The 17838-nt window shown below is 40.8% G+C and carries 14 protein-coding genes, 1 pseudogene and 1 other annotated feature; of the genes and pseudogenes, 5 read left to right on the top strand and 10 right to left on the bottom strand.

Annotation, left to right across the window (positions count from 1 at the left end; genetic code table 11):
• Positions 1-27: 27 nt before the first annotated feature.
• From NST97_RS11650 to NST97_RS11635, 4 genes are read right to left on the bottom strand one after another with little or no spacing between them, the layout of a single operon-like run.
• Positions 28-855 carry an energy-coupling factor transporter transmembrane component T family protein gene (locus NST97_RS11650; RefSeq protein ID WP_066249377.1) on the bottom strand — a complete coding sequence of 276 codons (828 nt, stop codon included), beginning with the start codon at positions 853-855 and terminating at the stop codon, positions 28-30.
• The gene (locus tag NST97_RS11645; protein WP_341343264.1) at positions 827-2557 is read right to left on the bottom strand and encodes an ABC transporter ATP-binding protein; all 1731 of its coding nucleotides are present in this window, start codon (positions 2555-2557) and stop codon (positions 827-829) included. The genes NST97_RS11650 and NST97_RS11645 overlap by 29 nt, the downstream gene beginning before the upstream one ends.
• A 50-nt stretch (positions 2558-2607) precedes the next feature.
• Entirely contained in the window at positions 2608-3162 is a 555-nt protein-coding gene (locus tag NST97_RS11640; protein ID WP_327873717.1) for an ECF-type riboflavin transporter substrate-binding protein, read from the bottom strand.
• 30 nt (positions 3163-3192) lie between these two features.
• Positions 3193-4062, bottom strand: coding sequence for an SAM hydrolase/SAM-dependent halogenase family protein (locus tag NST97_RS11635; RefSeq protein WP_341343263.1), 870 nt, complete (start codon positions 4060-4062; stop codon positions 3193-3195).
• A gap of 56 nt (positions 4063-4118) precedes the next feature.
• Positions 4119-4414 (bottom strand) — a binding site (T-box leader).
• Positions 4415-5139: 725 nt separating this feature from the next.
• On the opposite strand from NST97_RS11635, the gene NST97_RS11630 reads away from it, so the two are divergent.
• Together NST97_RS11630 and NST97_RS11625 are read left to right on the top strand one after the other, a co-directional pair.
• A complete protein-coding gene (locus NST97_RS11630; RefSeq protein ID WP_341343554.1) occupies positions 5140-6060 on the top strand; it encodes an Rpn family recombination-promoting nuclease/putative transposase in 921 nt (306 codons plus the stop codon).
• Positions 6061-6492: 432 nt separating this feature from the next.
• Positions 6493-6732, top strand: coding sequence for a hypothetical protein (locus NST97_RS11625; RefSeq protein WP_339193526.1), 240 nt, complete (start codon positions 6493-6495; stop codon positions 6730-6732).
• Positions 6733-7045: 313 nt separating this feature from the next.
• Here the strand turns inward: NST97_RS11625 and NST97_RS19300 are convergent.
• Positions 7046-7312 (bottom strand): annotated as a pseudogene (locus NST97_RS19300) (IS1634 family transposase); the annotation flags it as partial.
• Positions 7313-7766: 454 nt separating this feature from the next.
• Between NST97_RS19300 and NST97_RS11620 the strand changes: the two are divergent.
• Positions 7767-9104 (top strand): MFS transporter, encoded by a 1338-nt coding sequence (locus NST97_RS11620; protein ID WP_117017421.1) that lies wholly within the window; start codon positions 7767-7769, stop codon positions 9102-9104.
• A gap of 457 nt (positions 9105-9561) precedes the next feature.
• Here NST97_RS11620 and pdxA read toward each other — a convergent pair whose 3' ends face one another.
• From pdxA to NST97_RS11600, 4 genes are all read right to left on the bottom strand, one after another.
• Positions 9562-10557, bottom strand: coding sequence for a 4-hydroxythreonine-4-phosphate dehydrogenase PdxA (pdxA, locus tag NST97_RS11615; RefSeq protein ID WP_341343262.1), 996 nt, complete (start codon positions 10555-10557; stop codon positions 9562-9564).
• Positions 10554-11855 carry a four-carbon acid sugar kinase family protein gene (locus NST97_RS11610; protein WP_339197905.1) on the bottom strand — a complete coding sequence of 434 codons (1302 nt, stop codon included), beginning with the start codon at positions 11853-11855 and terminating at the stop codon, positions 10554-10556. The genes pdxA and NST97_RS11610 overlap by 4 nt, the downstream gene beginning before the upstream one ends.
• Positions 11856-11873: 18 nt before the next feature.
• Entirely contained in the window at positions 11874-12836 is a 963-nt protein-coding gene (locus NST97_RS11605; RefSeq protein ID WP_341343261.1) for a 2-keto-3-deoxygluconate permease, read from the bottom strand.
• Between the two features lie 162 nt (positions 12837-12998).
• A complete protein-coding gene (locus tag NST97_RS11600) occupies positions 12999-14777 on the bottom strand; it encodes a sigma-54-dependent Fis family transcriptional regulator (RefSeq protein ID WP_341343260.1) in 1779 nt (592 codons plus the stop codon).
• A 155-nt stretch (positions 14778-14932) separates the two neighbouring features.
• Here NST97_RS11600 and NST97_RS11595 point away from each other — a divergent pair, with 155 nt between their 5' ends.
• Complete coding sequence (locus NST97_RS11595; protein WP_339197893.1) at positions 14933-15133, top strand: hypothetical protein; 201 nt, start codon at positions 14933-14935, stop codon at positions 15131-15133.
• A 169-nt stretch (positions 15134-15302) separates the two neighbouring features.
• On the opposite strand, the gene NST97_RS11590 is transcribed toward NST97_RS11595, so the two are convergent.
• The gene (locus tag NST97_RS11590; protein ID WP_339197890.1) at positions 15303-15500 is read right to left on the bottom strand and encodes a hypothetical protein; all 198 of its coding nucleotides are present in this window, start codon (positions 15498-15500) and stop codon (positions 15303-15305) included.
• Positions 15501-16134: 634 nt separating this feature from the next.
• Between NST97_RS11590 and NST97_RS11585 the strand changes: the two genes are divergently transcribed.
• Complete coding sequence (locus tag NST97_RS11585) at positions 16135-17739, top strand: PucR family transcriptional regulator (RefSeq protein WP_341343259.1); 1605 nt, start codon at positions 16135-16137, stop codon at positions 17737-17739.
• Positions 17740-17838: the final 99 nt, after the last annotated feature.

Raw genomic sequence — 17838 nt, 5'->3', positions numbered from 1 at the left:
TACTGGATGCGATCAGTAGGAGTATTTTTAAAACGGATTATAAAACCGGCTTCCATCATGGAATGTGATGATTAAGGTGACAATGAACAGAATACTAAACAGAGCGATTGCAAAGTAGTCACTTTTTTGGAAAGGTCTTGCACTATACCATGTGCGTTTTTTGTTTTTGCCAAAGCCGCGCAGTTCCATTGCGTTGCTGATGGTGTCAATTTTGTTTAGGCTTGATAAAATAAGCGGTGCAAGGATGGAGGCGGCATTTTTGATCCGTTTAGGAAGTTTTTCTTTGCGGGACATGTCAAGGCCTCTAGCTTGTTGGGCGCGTGCTATATTCCGAAAATCCCGCTGTACGTCCGGTATATATCTTAATGCCAAAGAAACAGCATACGAAATTCGATAACTCACACCGATGCGATTGAGGGAAGCCGCGAATTCGCTCGGATGAGTCGTCACAATAAAAAGCAAAGCCGCTGGGATCACTGTGAAATATTTTAACGTAATATTCAATTGGTAAAAAAGTTGTTCCAATGTGACGTTATACCTTCCTGATATTTCAAATAACACATGGCTGGAGCCGTAAATTTTTACTCCTTCTTGCGGTGAAAAGACATAAATGGCAACATTGTTTATGAAAAGAAATACTAAAATAAATACAAGAACAAACAATATCTCTTCAAGTTTAATTTTTGAAATAATAAAAATGAGAATACTAATTAAAAATAAAAATAGTAGAATACGAGTGTCGTATGTCAGCATAGCTGCAGTCGACCATAAGATAAAGCATATTAGCTTTGTTACACCTGTCAACTGATGAACAGGAGATTTTCGGTCAATATAAGATAGCATCTCGGCTGCCAACCTGCCTTACCTCCCGATCATATTCTATGAAACGTTCCACAAACTTCCTCGGTTCTGGTATTCCTGTTTTTAATGCCAGGTTATAAAGAGACGTTTCCTTTAAATTTGCCTGTTTGATGATGTCAATATCAGAAAGGACATTGACAGCTGAGTCATCGGCAATTTTCCTGCCTTCTGCAAATACAATCGCTCTTTCTGTATACTCCAGCATTAAATGCATATCATGAGTAATCATCATAATCGTGACGCCTTGCCGATTTAATTGAGCAAGAAACTCCATAATATCAGTATAATGGCGAAAATCTTGTCCGGCAGTTGGCTCGTCCAAAATAATGATTTCTGGTTCTAACACTAAAATGGAAGCAATCGTAACCCGCTTTTTTTGACCGAAGCTTAATGCTGAAATCGGCCAATTCCGAAATGGGTACAGCCCGCAAATTTTTAATGTATTGTCGACGCGTTCTTTTATTTCAGCTTCCGCTACGCCGCGAACCTTTAAGCCTAAGGCTACTTCGTCAAAAATCATATGCTTTGAAATCATATGATTTGGATTTTGCATGACCATGCCGATTTTTAACGAGCGTTCTTTAATCGTTTCGTTTGTTATATCCTTGCCGTTAAACAATATGCTCCCTGAGGAAGGCTTTTCAAATCCACAAATTAATTTTGTAATTGTAGATTTCCCTGCTCCATTTTTTCCAACAATGCTCACCATTTCCCCTTTGTTAATTGAAAAAGAAACATCCTTTATCGTTTCGTGACCTGGTGAATAGCTAAACGAAATATTTTTCAGCTCTAAAATTGTTTTTCCTTCTTTACTTGGCGTTTTTGGATTTGCATCTTCAAACCATTCCAACAAGTTTTTTCGGCATAAATCCGCTTTAAACTGATTGAAATCAGCAGGATGCATATCTTCAGTTAGTTCGCAACCGGCATATTTGACCGCTTTAATATATAACGGCTCCCGTATATTCGTCTCTTCTAAAATGTTAGTTGTTAAAAGCTGGTCAGGGCTCATATCAGCTACTATTGAGCCGTCATTGACCACAATAATGCGATCGACATGGCGATATAAAACATCTTCTAAACGGTGTTCAATAATGACAACGGTTGTATTCGTTTCTTTTTGGATTTTGTCGATTAAAGCCATTGCATACTTTCCAGTAGCGGGGTCAAGGTTTGCGAGCGGTTCATCAAACAACAGGATATCCACTTTGTCAACCATTACACCAGCGAGGGAAACCCTCTGCTTTTGCCCGCCTGACAAATGATGGACAGAGGCAGGCAAATAATCATCCATTTCGACCATTTTGGAAGCATCTTTTACGATCTCGAACATTTCCTTTTGCGGAGTGCAATCATTCTCCAGTGCAAAAGCTATGTCTTCACCAACAGTTAATCCTATAAACTGGCCATCAGGATCTTGTAAAACAGTACCAACCATTTTTGATAAAGCAAAAATATTTAACTCCTTTGTTTCCTGACCCATTACTTTTAAACTTCCGGTCATTTCTCCTTTATAAGAGAAGGGGATTAGACCATTGATGCAGTGGCCAATGGTGCTCTTCCCAGATCCTGAAGGACCAACGATTAAAACTTTTTCCCCTTCGTAAATGTTGAAATGAATATTTTTTAATGTTGGATTTTTTTGGCTATGATACTTAAAGCTAAAATTATGAAATTCAATCACTCGTTTTCTCATTCGTAAAAGCTCCTGTAAGTAAATATGTTGTCAAAACTCACAATGTGCTTTTATTCTTTATCAAGACTTCCTTTTTGACTGCGTGTTTTTGCATAGAGTAAAAGAAGAAGTGTTCCAATGACGGCAACTGTTACCATATTGGAAATTCCAACAACTAATCCTTGCAGGAAGACTTTATTTGCTGGCTCAGCATAAACCAGTATATCAAGAGAAGGTGCGACAAGGAACCAGCCGATTGCTTGAACAATCACCTGAACAATATTAAATGTAATAATTTTTTTAGTGCCGAATTCACCAGATTCGATATCGATGCTTTTGGAAGCCAGACCAATTAAAAATCCGACAAGCAAGCTGACAACAACCCAACTCCACCAAATAGATCCATAAAATATTAAGTCTTTTAACGCATGACCGATAAGTCCGATGAAACCGCCTGCGACAGGCCCAAAAATAATTGACATAAGTGCTAAAAATGCATAAGTTGTTTCAATATTGGAATTTGGTATCCCTGTTGGAATGGACGCAAATCTTCCCAGAATAACAAAGACAGCTGCTCCAATTCCGATTGCTACGATTGTTTTGATCGATAGATTGTTTTCTTTCATGAACTTCCTCTCCTTTTTTTATTTTTATGATTATATTGAATTTCCATTATATACGAAATTCGGTACTTTGCAGATAGTGATTTTCCATTTGGCACCTGCTTCAATATGGTAGGCCTTCGCAAATGATCCTTGATTGATTGCCACACCGATTTTGTCGAGCGAATTGACGTAAAGCAAAGGCTCGCCCAAATGACTATCCGCAAATGATCTGCCAAACGTCATAATATTTTTATATACTTGTCTTGTTTCATTTTCAATCGTTACTTCAAAAGAATCTCCGTAATCTACGTCTAACTTCTGAAACAAGCTGCGATCAATATTGGTCCATAAGTTTCCAAAGCGGACATCAAGTATATCAATATTCCCTTTAATCGCACCATTTTGAATATAGGCTTCTAAAACCGGCAGTTCAATTAGCGAATCGATTGGAATTTCCGGCCCCACCTGTTCAAACGGAATCACTTCGGATGCAAGCCGTGCGCCAGTATAAGCGTAAATATCACGTCCATGGAAGGTATAAGAATGCCCGGAATTTGGCAGCCGGTTTACCTTTTCATCGATCAGCCTTGCTTCTTCGATCCCAATATACTTCTTTATATGTGTGATCGTTCCATTGTCGGGTGTCACAATATATTGGTTTGATTTTGTCTTCACAACAATGCTTCTCCGTTCTGAACCGACACCCGGATCAACAACAGAAATAAATACCGTCTCCTTTGGCCAATACGATATCGTTTGGTACAGCCTATAAGACGCTTCCCAAATATTATATTGGGGAATATCGTGGGTCAAATCAAAAATCCTCAGGCTGGGATTAACATTCAAAGCGACTCCATACATTGCACTGACAGCTCCATCGCTTAATCCAAAATCAGTTTGAATAACTAAAAAACGATTCATAAATTTTCCCCCATACATTGTTGTTTTATAAAAAAAACCACGTCTTTATCTATATAGATAAGGACGTGGTTTTGCTCACGTGGTACCACCTTACTTCACTGTTTGCTCGCACAAAACAGCCTCTGCCAGTACTACGGGCTTAATCCCTTCATACTGTGGTATTTGTAACGAGTACCAAACTCGGCGGAACCTACTCGTACCTTCGTGCTTTGTTGGGATAAAACACGAAAATAATACTTTCAGCACGCAACTCAGAGGCCATTGTTCGGGTTCGTATTTTTGCTTCTTCTCAGCTACCGAAGCTCTCTGTGAAAAATAACTGAACCTTACTTTTCCTCTTCATAGTTATTGTAAGAAAATTATTAACAATTTTTTAATTAATTATAATCACCGCTGCGAACATGTCAAGCGTTGGAATACGAAAAGTATGGAATGTGGCGGGGATTTGGTGCGGAGTGCTGGATATTAGGCTTGATGTGGAAGGTCTGATGTGGAAAAGATTTAGGTCGAATGAAATATGTTTGTGCGTATGTGGAACAAACTTGGTTCGGATAGTGAACAACCTTTTGCACGGCTGTACTTCACCCGTAGTGGGCTTGAAAACGCAGATATGCTTCGGTATACTGACGGTTATCCCCTTTCCCGACGGTCACCATGGCAGGATTAAACACACCGGCACTTTGCTAATTAAAATGGTAACCTAAGAAAAATGAGGAAGGATTACTCATGTTCTTGTTTTTTGGAAGACAACTAGGATCTATTTCTAAGGAAGGAGGAACTTGCTGTGTAAAAGGGCTTACCTTTTGGTATAGTTTTTGGCTCTGTGCAAAATTTGTCGAATCATTGATGATTGAAAGATAAGATAAAGTGTATTACAATAACATTATCAGAACATACGTTCTGAATGTATATGGTGGCAAAGTTTTCATTAGAACGTCTGCTGGTTGAGATTTGTCAAGAAGTGCGTTTTGGAAGGTGATGCGTTTTCTTTTATCTGGAAAATATGCAAATAACTTCGGCTTTTCTTTAGATAAACCTCTACTCTCCCCAAAAATTCTCCTCGAAAGGATGATTCCCATTATGAAGGAATACCTCGATTTAAAATTGGATTTTATGTTTAAACAATTGTTCGGCCATCCGAGCCGAAAGCAGCTTACAATCGCTTTTTTGAATGCGGTTTTGCATCGGACAGGCCATGATCGTATCATCGATGTGCAGTTTGATAACACAGAGCTGGCAAAAGAGTTCGAAGAAGGGAAAATGAATCGGCTTGACGTGCTCGTGTGGACCGACCGAGGCGAGCGGATTAACGTGGAAATTCAAATCATTGACCAGCACGATATGCCGGAGCGGATTTTGTATTACTGGGCGAGGCTCTTTTCCCAGTCGCTCTTCAAAGGCCAAGGGTACAGCGAACTTCCTCCCACCATTATGATTGCAATTCTCAACTACCCGCTCTTTCCGCATGAAACCGATCGGTTTCACACCATCTTTCATATCCGCGAAGATAAAGAACAATTTCTTTGGAGCGCGCATCTTGAATTTCACGCCATTGATTTATCACAATTTATGGTAAAATGGAAGAAATATAGACGTGATGTGAAGCGATCTTCGGAGTGGCCCTGGTTGATGATGCTGTCAGCGGTGGATGCCCGGAAACAAGAGATTGATGAGACGATTCTCAAGGAACTGGAGGTGTTGGCGATGAACGAGCAAGAAATTCGCAAAGCATTGGAAGAGTGGGAGAAGCTAAGCGTCAGTTCCGAAAATCGCTACGCGTATGAAATGCGGCTGAAATGGCTGCGGGATCAATTGTCCAATCTTCTTGGCGAGCGGCGTGCGGGGATGGAGGAAGGGTTGAAACAAGGGCTAAAGCAAGGTCGGGAGGAAGAACGGAAGAACATGATCCGACATATGTCGGCGAAAGGAATGGCAGCGAAAGATATTGCCGATCTCACTGGACTTGCGGAAGAGGAAGTGCGAAAGTGGTTGAAATAGATTGCCTGTCATTTGTCGAAGCCGTTTGACAGTGGTTTAGGCTTATTCATCCGAAGAAGTAGTGGAAACGTTAGAAAACCTGCCGCCTAATAAGGCTTTGCTGCGCCATCGAAAAATAAATGTAGCACTCGGTAGGCGAAAAAAATGAAAGTGCTCTTGCATGAAACTGAAGATCGCACTTTCCTTTTAAAGGACTTTTCCATGCAAGAGCTATTTTATATCCCCTAATTTTTGAGCTACGGGTATTATTCAATAGAAACCATGCTGGTCATTCAGCATGTTGGTATCATGGACTCTAGCGATTGGGCAAATCGCCGAATTCCCTCGGGAATGGATTTTGTTTCTACTCGGCCGTAGGTAAAACGTATATATTTAATTAATCAAATTGAAAATAAAAAAGAGTCACAATCTGTATCTCAAATATTAAGAAGTATGCCAGTTTGGGGAAAATGGTACGGACCTGGACATGGTGGCGGTGTACCAAAAAATAAATTAGATTCTTTATGTATGACACATGATCTTTGTTATAAAGTAAAAGGATATTTCGATTGTGGCTGTGATAAAGCTTTAGTAGCTGGGATAACTGCCGCTCTTCTATTTATGAAATCTGACGAAAAAAGAGCTGCCTTAGCAGTAGCAGCTTATTTTAGTATAGCACCTTGTAAAAAATAATAGAGTGGGGAATTAAATGATTTATAAACTTATCATGTTTATAATATTTTGTATTTTAATGTTTATAGGATATTTAATTGAATGGATTACAGGAGGAAGACCTTGAATTTAGGATCATTATCTTAGTCAGTTCTTGAAAATACAAAACATCAGCTAGTACTTTCGCTTGTTGACAAAGTCTCTGCTTAGACAGTCTACAAGCTTTATTACTATATCTAAAAGTTTGACAGAGTACACTAAAGAAAAGCCCGAAAATACTGGTGTTTTGGACTTTACCCACAACACGGGGGTGTCTAATAAGTTGTTTTTACGGCATGATTTTACGTAATAGCCGACCAAGCCCTAACTTTTCCCATATCTTTCGGAACAGATAAACCGGCCCAAACTCTTTTGTCCAAAGCACGGAGACAGAAGAGGAAGAGCCTTGCCCGTGAATTCGGTCAAAGTAACGCTCTGAAAATTTGGCTAATCCCTCGATTATGTTATCGACAGAGCCATTCTCTAATAAATGTTCTAACCTCCCTAGATTACAAAGCGTTTGTTGCCGAACTTTATTGTCTACACGAAATGTACGACATATTTGTAGATATTGACGAACAGAACCATTTTTATTTTTTTGCTTGGGTCAGGTGCCTGTCACCACTCGATGCCCTGTCTGAACTCAAGGGATGGTAAAAAAAGTATACATATCCGTCTGTCATGACAAGGGATGAGAGTCCAAAAGCACTTACGCAGGAAATTCAAAAAATGGTTCGCTAACCTATGACTTACACCTGTTTTCAGCGAACCAAAAAAGCTCCAACAAAGTCTTGACTGACTCCGGAAAACGATGCTCATACACAAATGCACATTTATTTGTTAAAATATTAATTATATTCTGACAAAAAATGAAACCTATCGTTTTTCGGAAGCAAGAGGTATTCTTTCGAAAAATTTACATTCATGAAACAAAATCATTAAATATAAAAAGTAATCTATATATGGAATAAACGGTTTGCGGCCGTTTTATCACCGACAGAATGGGGGAGGGTGCAGTGGAGAAGATTGCCTCGCATGCGTATGAAACAAAGAGGCAGCCGGGCTGGAAACTGTATGTTTCGTTGCCGATTTTATCGTGGGCGTTGTATGATTTTGCGAATACGATTTTTTCCTCGAATGTGAACACGATTTTTTTCCCGCTTTATGTTTCGGAAACGGTGGGAAAAAGCGAGAGCTTGAACCAGATCGCCAGTACATTTATTTCGTATGCGAATGCGTTAGCCTCTTTCTTTTTAGTGATATTTTCACCTTTATACGGCACATGGATTGACCGGACCGGGAGAAGAAAGAAATGGCTTGGGATTTTTACGACTCTTTCGGTTACGGCAACTTTGCTTATGGGTGTTGCCGGATATTCGAATCTTGGGAATGCCATGTTTGGATTGCCGGCGTCTTTTGTCATAATCGTGCTTTTATTTGTCGCAGCAAAGTTTTTTTACCATTCGAGCCTTGTTTTTTACGATTCCATGATTTCCAGTTTGGGGAATAAACAGGAAATACCGCTTATCTCCGGTTTTGGCGTTGCTGTCGGATATGTCGGAACGCTTGTCGGGCTCGCTGTGTATCCGTTTGTTGGAGAAATGGATTACTATCGGGCTTTTATTCCAAGCGCCCTTTTGTTTCTCCTCTTTTCTTTCCCGCTGTTTTTCTTTGTCAAAGAAGAAGCCGAAAAAGCCGATGCCTTAAAGCGAAAGGCCGGATTTTTTGCAGGCTATCGGGATATTTATGCAACATTGAAAGAAATGAAAAAGTATCAAAACATTTTTACATTCATGATTGCTTATTTCTTTTTGAATGATGCGGTGGCGACGACGATCGCCATCATGTCCGTTTATGCTAAAGTCATTGCCGGGTTTACGGCAGGGGAGTTCATCCTTTTATATTTAGTCTCCACAGTTTCAAGTATTATCGGTTCCTTTCTTTTTGGCTATATTACGAGAAACAAGGGAGCCAAAAAAGCGGTTTTGTATGTCGGCATCGTGATGTGCATCGCACTGGCGATAGGGGTGCTTGCTTTTTCCAAGCTATCTTTTTGGATTGCTGGGAGTTTGTTCGGCGTCAGTTTAGGAGCGATGTGGGTCACTTCGAGAACATATATAGTCGAACTTTCCCCGCCAGATAAGCAAGGGCAATTTTTCGGACTGTTCGCTTTTTCTGGAAAAGTGTCAGCCATCATTGGTCCAGCGATTTATGGAAGCATTACCCTCCTTTTTCATTCATACGGAAACATTGCCAATCGGTTGGCGATGGGATCGCTTTTGCTGATGGTGCTCCTTGGCATTTTCTTTTTGCTGAAGGTAAAGCCACAGGCGCCTGCCGCGCCGAAAAGCTGACGGAGGTTTTATGGGGGCGAAAGCTATTCCGTCATTGAAATCATGGAAACAGAAATAGCTTACCAGCCGCCATCTGGGCGCTCTTGTTCGTCTTGCTTGTTTGCCTCATCGCTAAAAATTTATGAAGAACTTATTTTTAAAATTGGTTCTAAAATGAATTGACTTAACCGGACAAAAAATTAAGGTCAAGTAGATGAACACCATATCCGAGCATACTGCTTATTTAGCATAAATGATCCGAATAGAAATTTTACATGGAGTGGCGGACATGTTAGGCTTGATGCCTTGCGAAGCAAGGATTGGCGCTCGCTCCTTTCGCTAGGAAACATGTCCGCAGAAGCTCCGTGTCAAGCGATATAGACCTAAAATTTTATACAGGGAATGGAATATTCGTATTTTGTCATTCATACATTTTTTAATTGCCAAAAACAGATAAATAAAGCAAAAAGGTTGGTGTTTAAACTTTCGGAGCCAGTTCGACAGCGGCGCGAATGGCTTCGAGCATGCTGCGTTCGTCCGCCAGATTTTTTCCTGCGATATCAAAGGCTGTTCCATGGTCGACAGATGTGCGGATGATACCGCCTTTGAGGCCGACGGTGATGTTTACTCCGGCTTCCAGCCCCAGCACTTTAATAGGGGCGTGCCCTTGGTCATGGTAGCAAGCGACAACAATATCAAAATCTCCGCGCACCGCACGGTAAAATAATGTATCTGCCGGATATGGCCCTGTTGCATTGATTCCTTCCTCTTGTGCTTTTCGGATGCCGGGAATGAGTTTTTCCTCTTCCTCTCCATTGCCAAACAGACCGTTTTCTCCAGCGTGTGGATTAATGCCGCACACGGCGATGCTTGGGTTTTCTTTTCCCGCTCTTGTCAACGTTTCGTGAGCCAGCTTAATAACTTTGTAGGTCCGATCGGGATTAATCATTTCAATCGCTTTAATTAACCCGACATGGGTGGTGATATGAATGACTTTAAGTTTTGGAGAGGACAACATCATTGCATAATCTTGAGTGCCCGTTAAATCGGCCAAAATTTCGGTATGTCCCGGGTATTGATGTCCGCCTTTGTGCAGGGCTTCTTTATTTAAAGGAGCTGTGCAAATGGCTTGAATATCCCCGTTTTTCGCTAATTCGATGGCGCGTTTTAAAAATTGGAATGCGGCATCGCCTGCAGCTGCTGATACCCGGCCAAAAGGCAAATCGGCAGGAAGCAAATTTAAATCAATGCAATCAATTGTGCCGTATTGGCAAGCTGCTTCCTTTACCGATGAAATAGGGTGAATGGCCAGTTTGGAATTGGTAATTTGAACTGCCCGTTCTAATATTTTTGCATCTCCTATCACTAAAGGATTGCATTGTTCATAAATGGATCGGTTTTGCAAAGCTTTTACGATAATCTCCGGCCCTACACCGGCAGCGTCTCCCATCGTGATTCCGATGACAGGTTTCATTTGGCATCTACTCCTTTTAATTGGTGAATGGCTTGAATAAATGTATTTTCCGAACCAAAGGCGCCCGCCTTTGTTACTACGTACATTCCTGAGTCATGAATTAATTTCGCTATTGGCACTCCTGTTTCCACTTCATCCAGCAATTCAAAACCCTTAGCCCCGATTTTATCGCAAACATGTTTTGCCGTATCGCCGCCCGTTAAGATCATGGCGCCAAAATATCCTTTCTGAATTAACCTAGCGGCGGCTTCTCCTAGGCTTTGGGAGATGAAATTGCTTATTTTGATTGCGCTCAATCCTTTCGATTTGCCTATTTCCTGCACCTGTTTGATTTCATTTGGCGAAGCGGAAGAATAGAGAGCGACATGATAACCTTGTTTAGCCCATTGTTCCGCTTGGTGAAAGGCCTTTTCCATCTCCTCATAACGGTACTGGTCATTGCTTGCGAGTTTTATCGAATCTACCGGTATTCCTTTCACGTTTTGTAAAGAAAGGGCGCGATCGAGCTGTTTGCGGGAAACTTGGCTTACACTGCCTACGACGAGCAGAATGGGCCGTTCGATTGGCTCGATCATGTCCGCTTTGTTTGTTTTTTGCAGGTGATAAGCTTCGGGAAGATAATTGGCTAGACCTGCCGATCCGACCCATACGACTTTTTCATTGATCCGGCACACGTATCGGACGATGTCCTGCAAATCTTCCTCGCTTAAGGAATCAAAGATGATGTAAGGAATACCTATTGCCCGATAACGATCAAGCTGTTCTTTGACTTTGTCAAATCCGAGACGAAGGGTTTGGTAGTCAATCAGCCCTATAGGGCGCTTCGTCTGCTTTGCTATTAAACTGGGAACATATGATTCTTTTATCGGGCATTTCGGATCTCGTGATAATTCTGTCTCATGCAGCAATGTATCGTGTAAAAAATGATGCCCTTTATAAATGGTTCTCCCGTTTTGAGGGTAACCCGGTGCAATTATCATAAATGTCGGTTTTATTGTATCGTAAATGGCATCGATTTCCGCTCCGATATTTCCTCTAAGGGTGGAATCGATTTTTTTGTACAGGTGGCGAAATCCCATCTCCTGTAATAATTTCGCTGCATTCTGTACACGCCGGTATGCGTCAAGCGCGGGAAGCGATCGGCTATCGGTGTCGACTACGATTGCCTCTATATCCCTCACGCTGGACAGCCCGGTTAGATCAAACAAGACCTGCGTGGCAAGCCCCTTCCTGGCGAATTGCACTCCGGAATCGGAAGCGCCTGTCAAGTCATCGGCAATAATGGCTAGTTTGTTCATCTTGTCTCCCTCCGTCCATCAAACCGTTGCTTTGTTGTCTGCCCCGATCCGTTTTGCCCACCAAGCGGTGACGATTGGCACCAAGATGGCGGTGACGATGACACAGGAAGCGACCAATGCAGTGGCTGCGGGAGCTACCGGAGCATACGAAGAGTTGGCTGCCGCAACTGCCGCAGGGACGCCCGCTGCATTGCCGGCTGTTGAAGCGGCCGCAAGTCCGGCTATGCCATTGCCTCCGGTCAATCGATCAACGACCCAAAGCACCGTACCCGTAATGAGTACAACTGCGATCCCCAGCAAAATTCCTGCAATTCCCGCTTTCCACACGTTCAGCAAGTTCAGACCAGCCCCCAGTGCGAACGCAAAAAATGGAACTAACACTGGAACGGCACGCCCGAGAAATTCGCGCAGCTCTTGATCCAAATTGCCAAGGATCATCCCGATGACCAAGGGTAAGATCGCACCTACCAATGTTTGCCAAGGGAAAGCGGAAAGTCCTGCTACTCCGAGTGTTACCATCGTCAGGAACGGACCTGATTCCAAACTCATGATCGAATAAGCAGCGACATCCTCTTTCTTGCCAAACTGGCCCATCAACGCCATGTACAACCCGCCGTTTGTGTCGTTCATGGCTGCTACGATGGCTAACACTGACAACCCTGCAAACATCCCTCCGCTAATCATGCCTTCACCGAGGAATTGGGCGGCAATGATCCCGATCACTGCTGCGATGCCTATTTTGCTGAGGAGCAGCACGCCTCCTTTTTTTAGGATGTACGGAGTGGCTTTAAAATCAATCGTCGCCCCCATGCACACATAGAAAACAGCTAGGATTGGCAACGCTCCTGTCAGCAGCGCACCTGTGAACGAACCGAATGTTTTCGCTGCGTTCGGAAACAATGTGTTGATGATGCCCCCCACGATGAGTGGAACGATCATCATTCCCCCTGGAATGCGATCCAACGTTGCCTTGATTTTCATTTTTTCATCTCTCCCTCACAATTATGTTTAAAAATGAAACAGTTTTATAAAAAAACGCATACAGAAATCGCTTACAACTATATTTTATTTATTTATGTTTAATTTATCAACATTTTTTTGATTTATAATAAAAAAACTGAAATAATGTTGCATAATGCAACGTTATTTCAGTTTCCTCCATAACGTACTCCGATTGATCCCCAATCTTTTGGCGGCTCTTGTTTGATTCATCTCTTCTTCTTGTAATACTTTCCAGATAATGTCTTTTTCAATTTCGGCGAGCGGTTTATTGAGATCAATCACGGAGCTGTGATCATCCGTGTTTTTCAAAATGTCGTTGAAATCTTCTTTCCTTATATACTCATGATTCGCAAACTGAACGGCTTGTTCCACCACACGGCTTAATTCTTGTAAATTATTTTTCCAAGTACGGCTGTACAGCCACTTTAGCGCTTCTTCCTGCACACCTACAATTTGCTTTCCGTATTTGACGTTATATTGTGCAATAAATTTTCGGAGATATTCGTCCAAATCTTCCGCATGTTCTTTTAGGGACGGCAATCGGATTTGGTTTTGTTTAAATTGTTTAAAAATTTGACCCGATAATTTTTTTTGCCGCAACAAATCAATCGGGTTATCATGAAATAAAAAAATAATGCGTGCTTTTGTCTGATCGATGAGCTGCGCTAGATGATTTTGGTGTTCCAACCGCAAACGTTCCACACCTTGGATAAAACATGTCCCCATTTCCAAATGGACGAGGATGAGTTTGAGATAGTCTGCAATCTCGCGATGATCTTCTAAGATCCGGATGAGCAGCAGAAAACCATCTTGCGCCTTGCTTTCACAATGAATGATTCCGGCCAGTGTTTTTTTTCCGGTTCCTTTTTCTCCGTATAATGCTACTGGCTTATTATGCGCCGCAGCCTTTTTTCCTTGCTTAATAACTGCTTGCATCAGTTGGCTGTTCCCGGGAATCTGTGAAAAGGAAGTCATGATTGGCTGAATGGCAGCAACGGATAGGCCGTATTCTTGCCGGTCTTCCTTCTCTTCGTCCGAAAACCGCAGGTAATACTGGTTTTCGGCATTATCCGTTTTAAGGTATCCTTGCCGAAACTGCATCAGTTCATCGTCGGTTGCGAAAGTGTACAATATTTCGATCGGTTCAATTTTTTTGCATAATTGCGCACACGCATTGTGGAGAAACGGAAAATACGCATAAATAGAAGATTCATCCGAATCCTTTTTGATAAATCGCAATATCTTTTGAAAAGAGGAATTAGCGAATTGTATCGTGCCATTTTCGTCATAAACAACAATAGGTTCTTTTGTTTTTTGCAGCAGTTGTTGATATATTTTTGTTTGTTTGGCGGTGTTTTCAATAATTTGATAAGTTTGTTTTGCTTGTTCAAACGCTTCGATCACGGACTCTCTGCCTGAAGTAATCAGTATGCTCTGAAGCCCGTGCGCTTCCGCTGTCTTGCACGTGATCGTGTCTCCGATGATCGCTTGGGCGCCGCCGGCCTTCGCTTGTTGGACGGCCTCCTCTACCTCTTCTTGATCATGGATAATGGTATAAGGAATTTGGACGCCTAAAAGATTGGAGACAGAAATAAAACCTTGGCATATGTTGGGGAATCCAATAATGCGAAGATGTGCGTTATAGTCTTTGACCAATGTCAATATACGCAATATGTCATAGCCGGAGACTTTTATTTCAATGACTGGCAGTGATGCATGCTGGCGCAGCAGCTGCGCGGTGCCGCCGCGGCTGATAATGAGATCATAGCCTTCTTTTTCATATTGTTTCGCAATAGGAATCGCCTCACGTAAATCTCCTTGTACAACGGTCATGTCCAGCAATTGTTGTTCTTTGGCAAGGGTTAAGGCTAATTCTTTTAAACCAGGGTAGGGAGCAATCAATAATGTTTTGATTTTCATGTTTATCAATCCACCCATCTCATTTCTTTCTGCTACCATTCATTATAACTTACTTTCGCTTTGTGGTAAGTTTCCTTATGTTATTTTAGAATTGTTCCTCTGCTTGTCCCCATCCGGAGTGATGGTTCTATTTTTGTAAATGCGGATCATTACTTTTGAAAAGCGGACGGTGGTGGACTGTAGCTTTTGTACGGCTGGCAGCGATCAACCCCGTCATGAAAGAATACCTCGATTTGGAAATGGATCTCATGTTTAAACAGCTGTTCGGCCATCCAAGCCGAAAGCGGATTGCCATCACTTTTATGAATTGTTATTTCATAGGTGCGGGACGCGGCCGCATTGTTGATGTTCAATAAGAAAATACGGAATTTGTGAAAGAAACGTAAGAGCGGATGAACGTAGAAATTCAAATAGTTCACAAGCATGATTTGCAAGATCGGGTATTGTATTATTGGCAAGGCTGTTTTCCTTTGCTCTCCTTGGAACAAGCGTATTCCGAACATCCTCTCACTATGGTTACGATCCTCAACAACCCTTTATATTCTCATTAAACAGGCCGCTTTCATACGGTATTTCATTTGCGTTAAGATGAGGAACATTTCCTTTGGAGCGCTCATATGAAATTCCATACGATTGATTTGTCACTGTTTTCGCATAGTATTCTTTCGTTCCGACATAGACTTTTTGCCGCTGCAGTGTATTCGGCATTTCATATGTTTTCATGACTGGCTAGCCCCCAACAAAAAACAGGAAGCAGTTTTTTCGCCCGCTTTTTCTTAATTAAACGTTTGATTAAGGATTGTCGGCTATCAGGCGCATATTGAAATGAGGTTAAATCCTAATGTTTGTGTAAAAGCCGACTCCTAGTTCAACAAACTTATATCTCCGGAAATAGAACCGCTTTGTGTCCGCTTCTTTTTACACAAATTCTTGGACTTCATCTTGAAACGACATCGCCGCATTTTTTAGATGTTTTCACCTATTATGTTCTTTTGTTGATAATATTCCCAAACCGTTGCGGCTGTTTTGCATATACGTCCGGGCATTTGTTTGTCTCTTTCAGGTTTCGTTCTTTCGGTTTTTTGTCGTAAACCATTCAATTTCGGTTAATGTCAATCTTTAGAAACTTGAATAGAGTAATTGGTTTTTTTTAGGAGAATAACGGGTTGACCTATAGATATGCCCTATATTTCCAAATCTATAAAACGAACAATCAACCTCATTAACTGAAAAATTTTTACGAAAATACGAACTATTTCCATTACTCTCAACAATTTTGTATTACTATCTTTTTCAATTGGTGATATAATGTTCAAAAAATATTTCCTTTTCAAATTTTTTTCGAGGCGATGAAGGGATGAAAGTAAAAGATGCATTAAAAATTGGCGAATTAGCTTCAGGAAAGATCGTTGCTGGTGAAAAGGGGATTTTCCGGAAAATAGAAACCGTTGAAGTCATGGAAGTACCGGAAGTATTGAATTGGGCAACTCCCGGTATGTTAGTATTAACAACCTTTTATTCAATAAAAGACGATCCGGATAAACAAATTCAAGTTGTAAAGGATTTGATATCGATTGGGGCGGCTGGTTTAGTTATAAAAGTCGGAAGATTTATTGATACGCTTCCGGAAGAAATGATTGCCATTACCAATCAACATGACTTTCCCATCATCTCTTTGCCTAAAAACATTTCCTATATAAACGTGTTAACACCACTTTATGAATGTTTATATAAAGAGAAGTATTTTGGACAGGGTCGTTCGGAAAATCCTTTGTCAAAATTTGGAGCAATGGAAATCGATTCGGTTCAAGAAGCGCTTGATGTGCTATCAAAGATGTTAAATGGATCCGTTTATATAGAAGATAACGAAGGAAGACTTCTATATGCTGCAAAAAACTTTACATCCGATGGATGGAGAAAGTCAACGGCACTTTTTTCACTGCCAACCTATCAGCGGTATGATGAAATGTTGGAGGAGTGGACAACTAAATTTTCACACACGAAAAATATTTTATTTAGTATAGAAGGATATCGAAAGCAAATGATTATCCCGCTTACTTATAAAAACCGCGTATTTGCCGTTGTCCACATTCACTGTATCAATTCTTTAATCACGGATCCTGTCTTTCAAAATCATTTAGAAGAAGTGGGGAACAAGCTAAAAGATGTATTATTGAAAGAACAGTTGTATAATCAGAGAAAACGTCTAAACGATTATGAACAAATGAATGGGTTTCTGAAGGGTTTTGACCATTTGGATCAGGCAAACGAAAAGAATAATGTCATTATTCACTTTTATTCGGACAGTTTAAACATCCCGTATTCCAATCCGTCTTTGATTGACTATGAAGGTTTAATTCGAAATAAGTTAATGGATTTCATTGAGCAATTGCAAATTCATAAAAGTCAAGTGTTTATCTTTATGAAAAACAGAAAATTTTATGCGCTCCTAACAGGTATTGAAGAGAATTATAGTGAAATGGTCCAACGGTGGAAAAACCAAATAGAGGCGTACAATAAATTGGATCCTTTAAGGGGATTATATGTCTCGATTAGTCCTTATTTTGGAAAAGGAGCCAACCTCGATACGGTCGTGCAATCTGTTACAAAAATCATCGAAGTCGGTTCGAATGTAAAAAAGGGAGAATATGTTTACACATATAATGAAATGGGAATTTATCAGTTTTTACTAAATTTAATTGATGACCCGTTTGCGAAACAATACGCACTGAACTTTTTGGCGCCATTGCTGGAAGATAAAAAGAATGATTTATTAAAAACATTGGAAGTTTATTTACAAGAAAATGGCAATGTTTCAAAGGCAGCAGAAATTCTGTTTATTCATCGGCGAACGATGACCTATCGATTGAAAAAAATTGAACAATTACTAAATATAGATTTAAACAATTCGGAAAATCGTTTTATTTTAATATTTTGCTTAAAAATCATGAAAATAGCTTAAGAGAGGCGAAATAAATGGTTCGTCTCTCTTTTTTGATTCATCACCACATTTTGTGATTTAACCCAAAAAATAAGGAAAACACTCACGAATTCCTGGCAA

Origin of the sequence: Aeribacillus sp. FSL K6-1305 (genome assembly GCF_038050115.1) — a bacterium.
Classification (GTDB): domain Bacteria; phylum Bacillota; class Bacilli; order Bacillales; family Aeribacillaceae; genus Aeribacillus; species Aeribacillus composti.
This window is presented reverse-complemented; position numbering and strand designations above follow the sequence as displayed.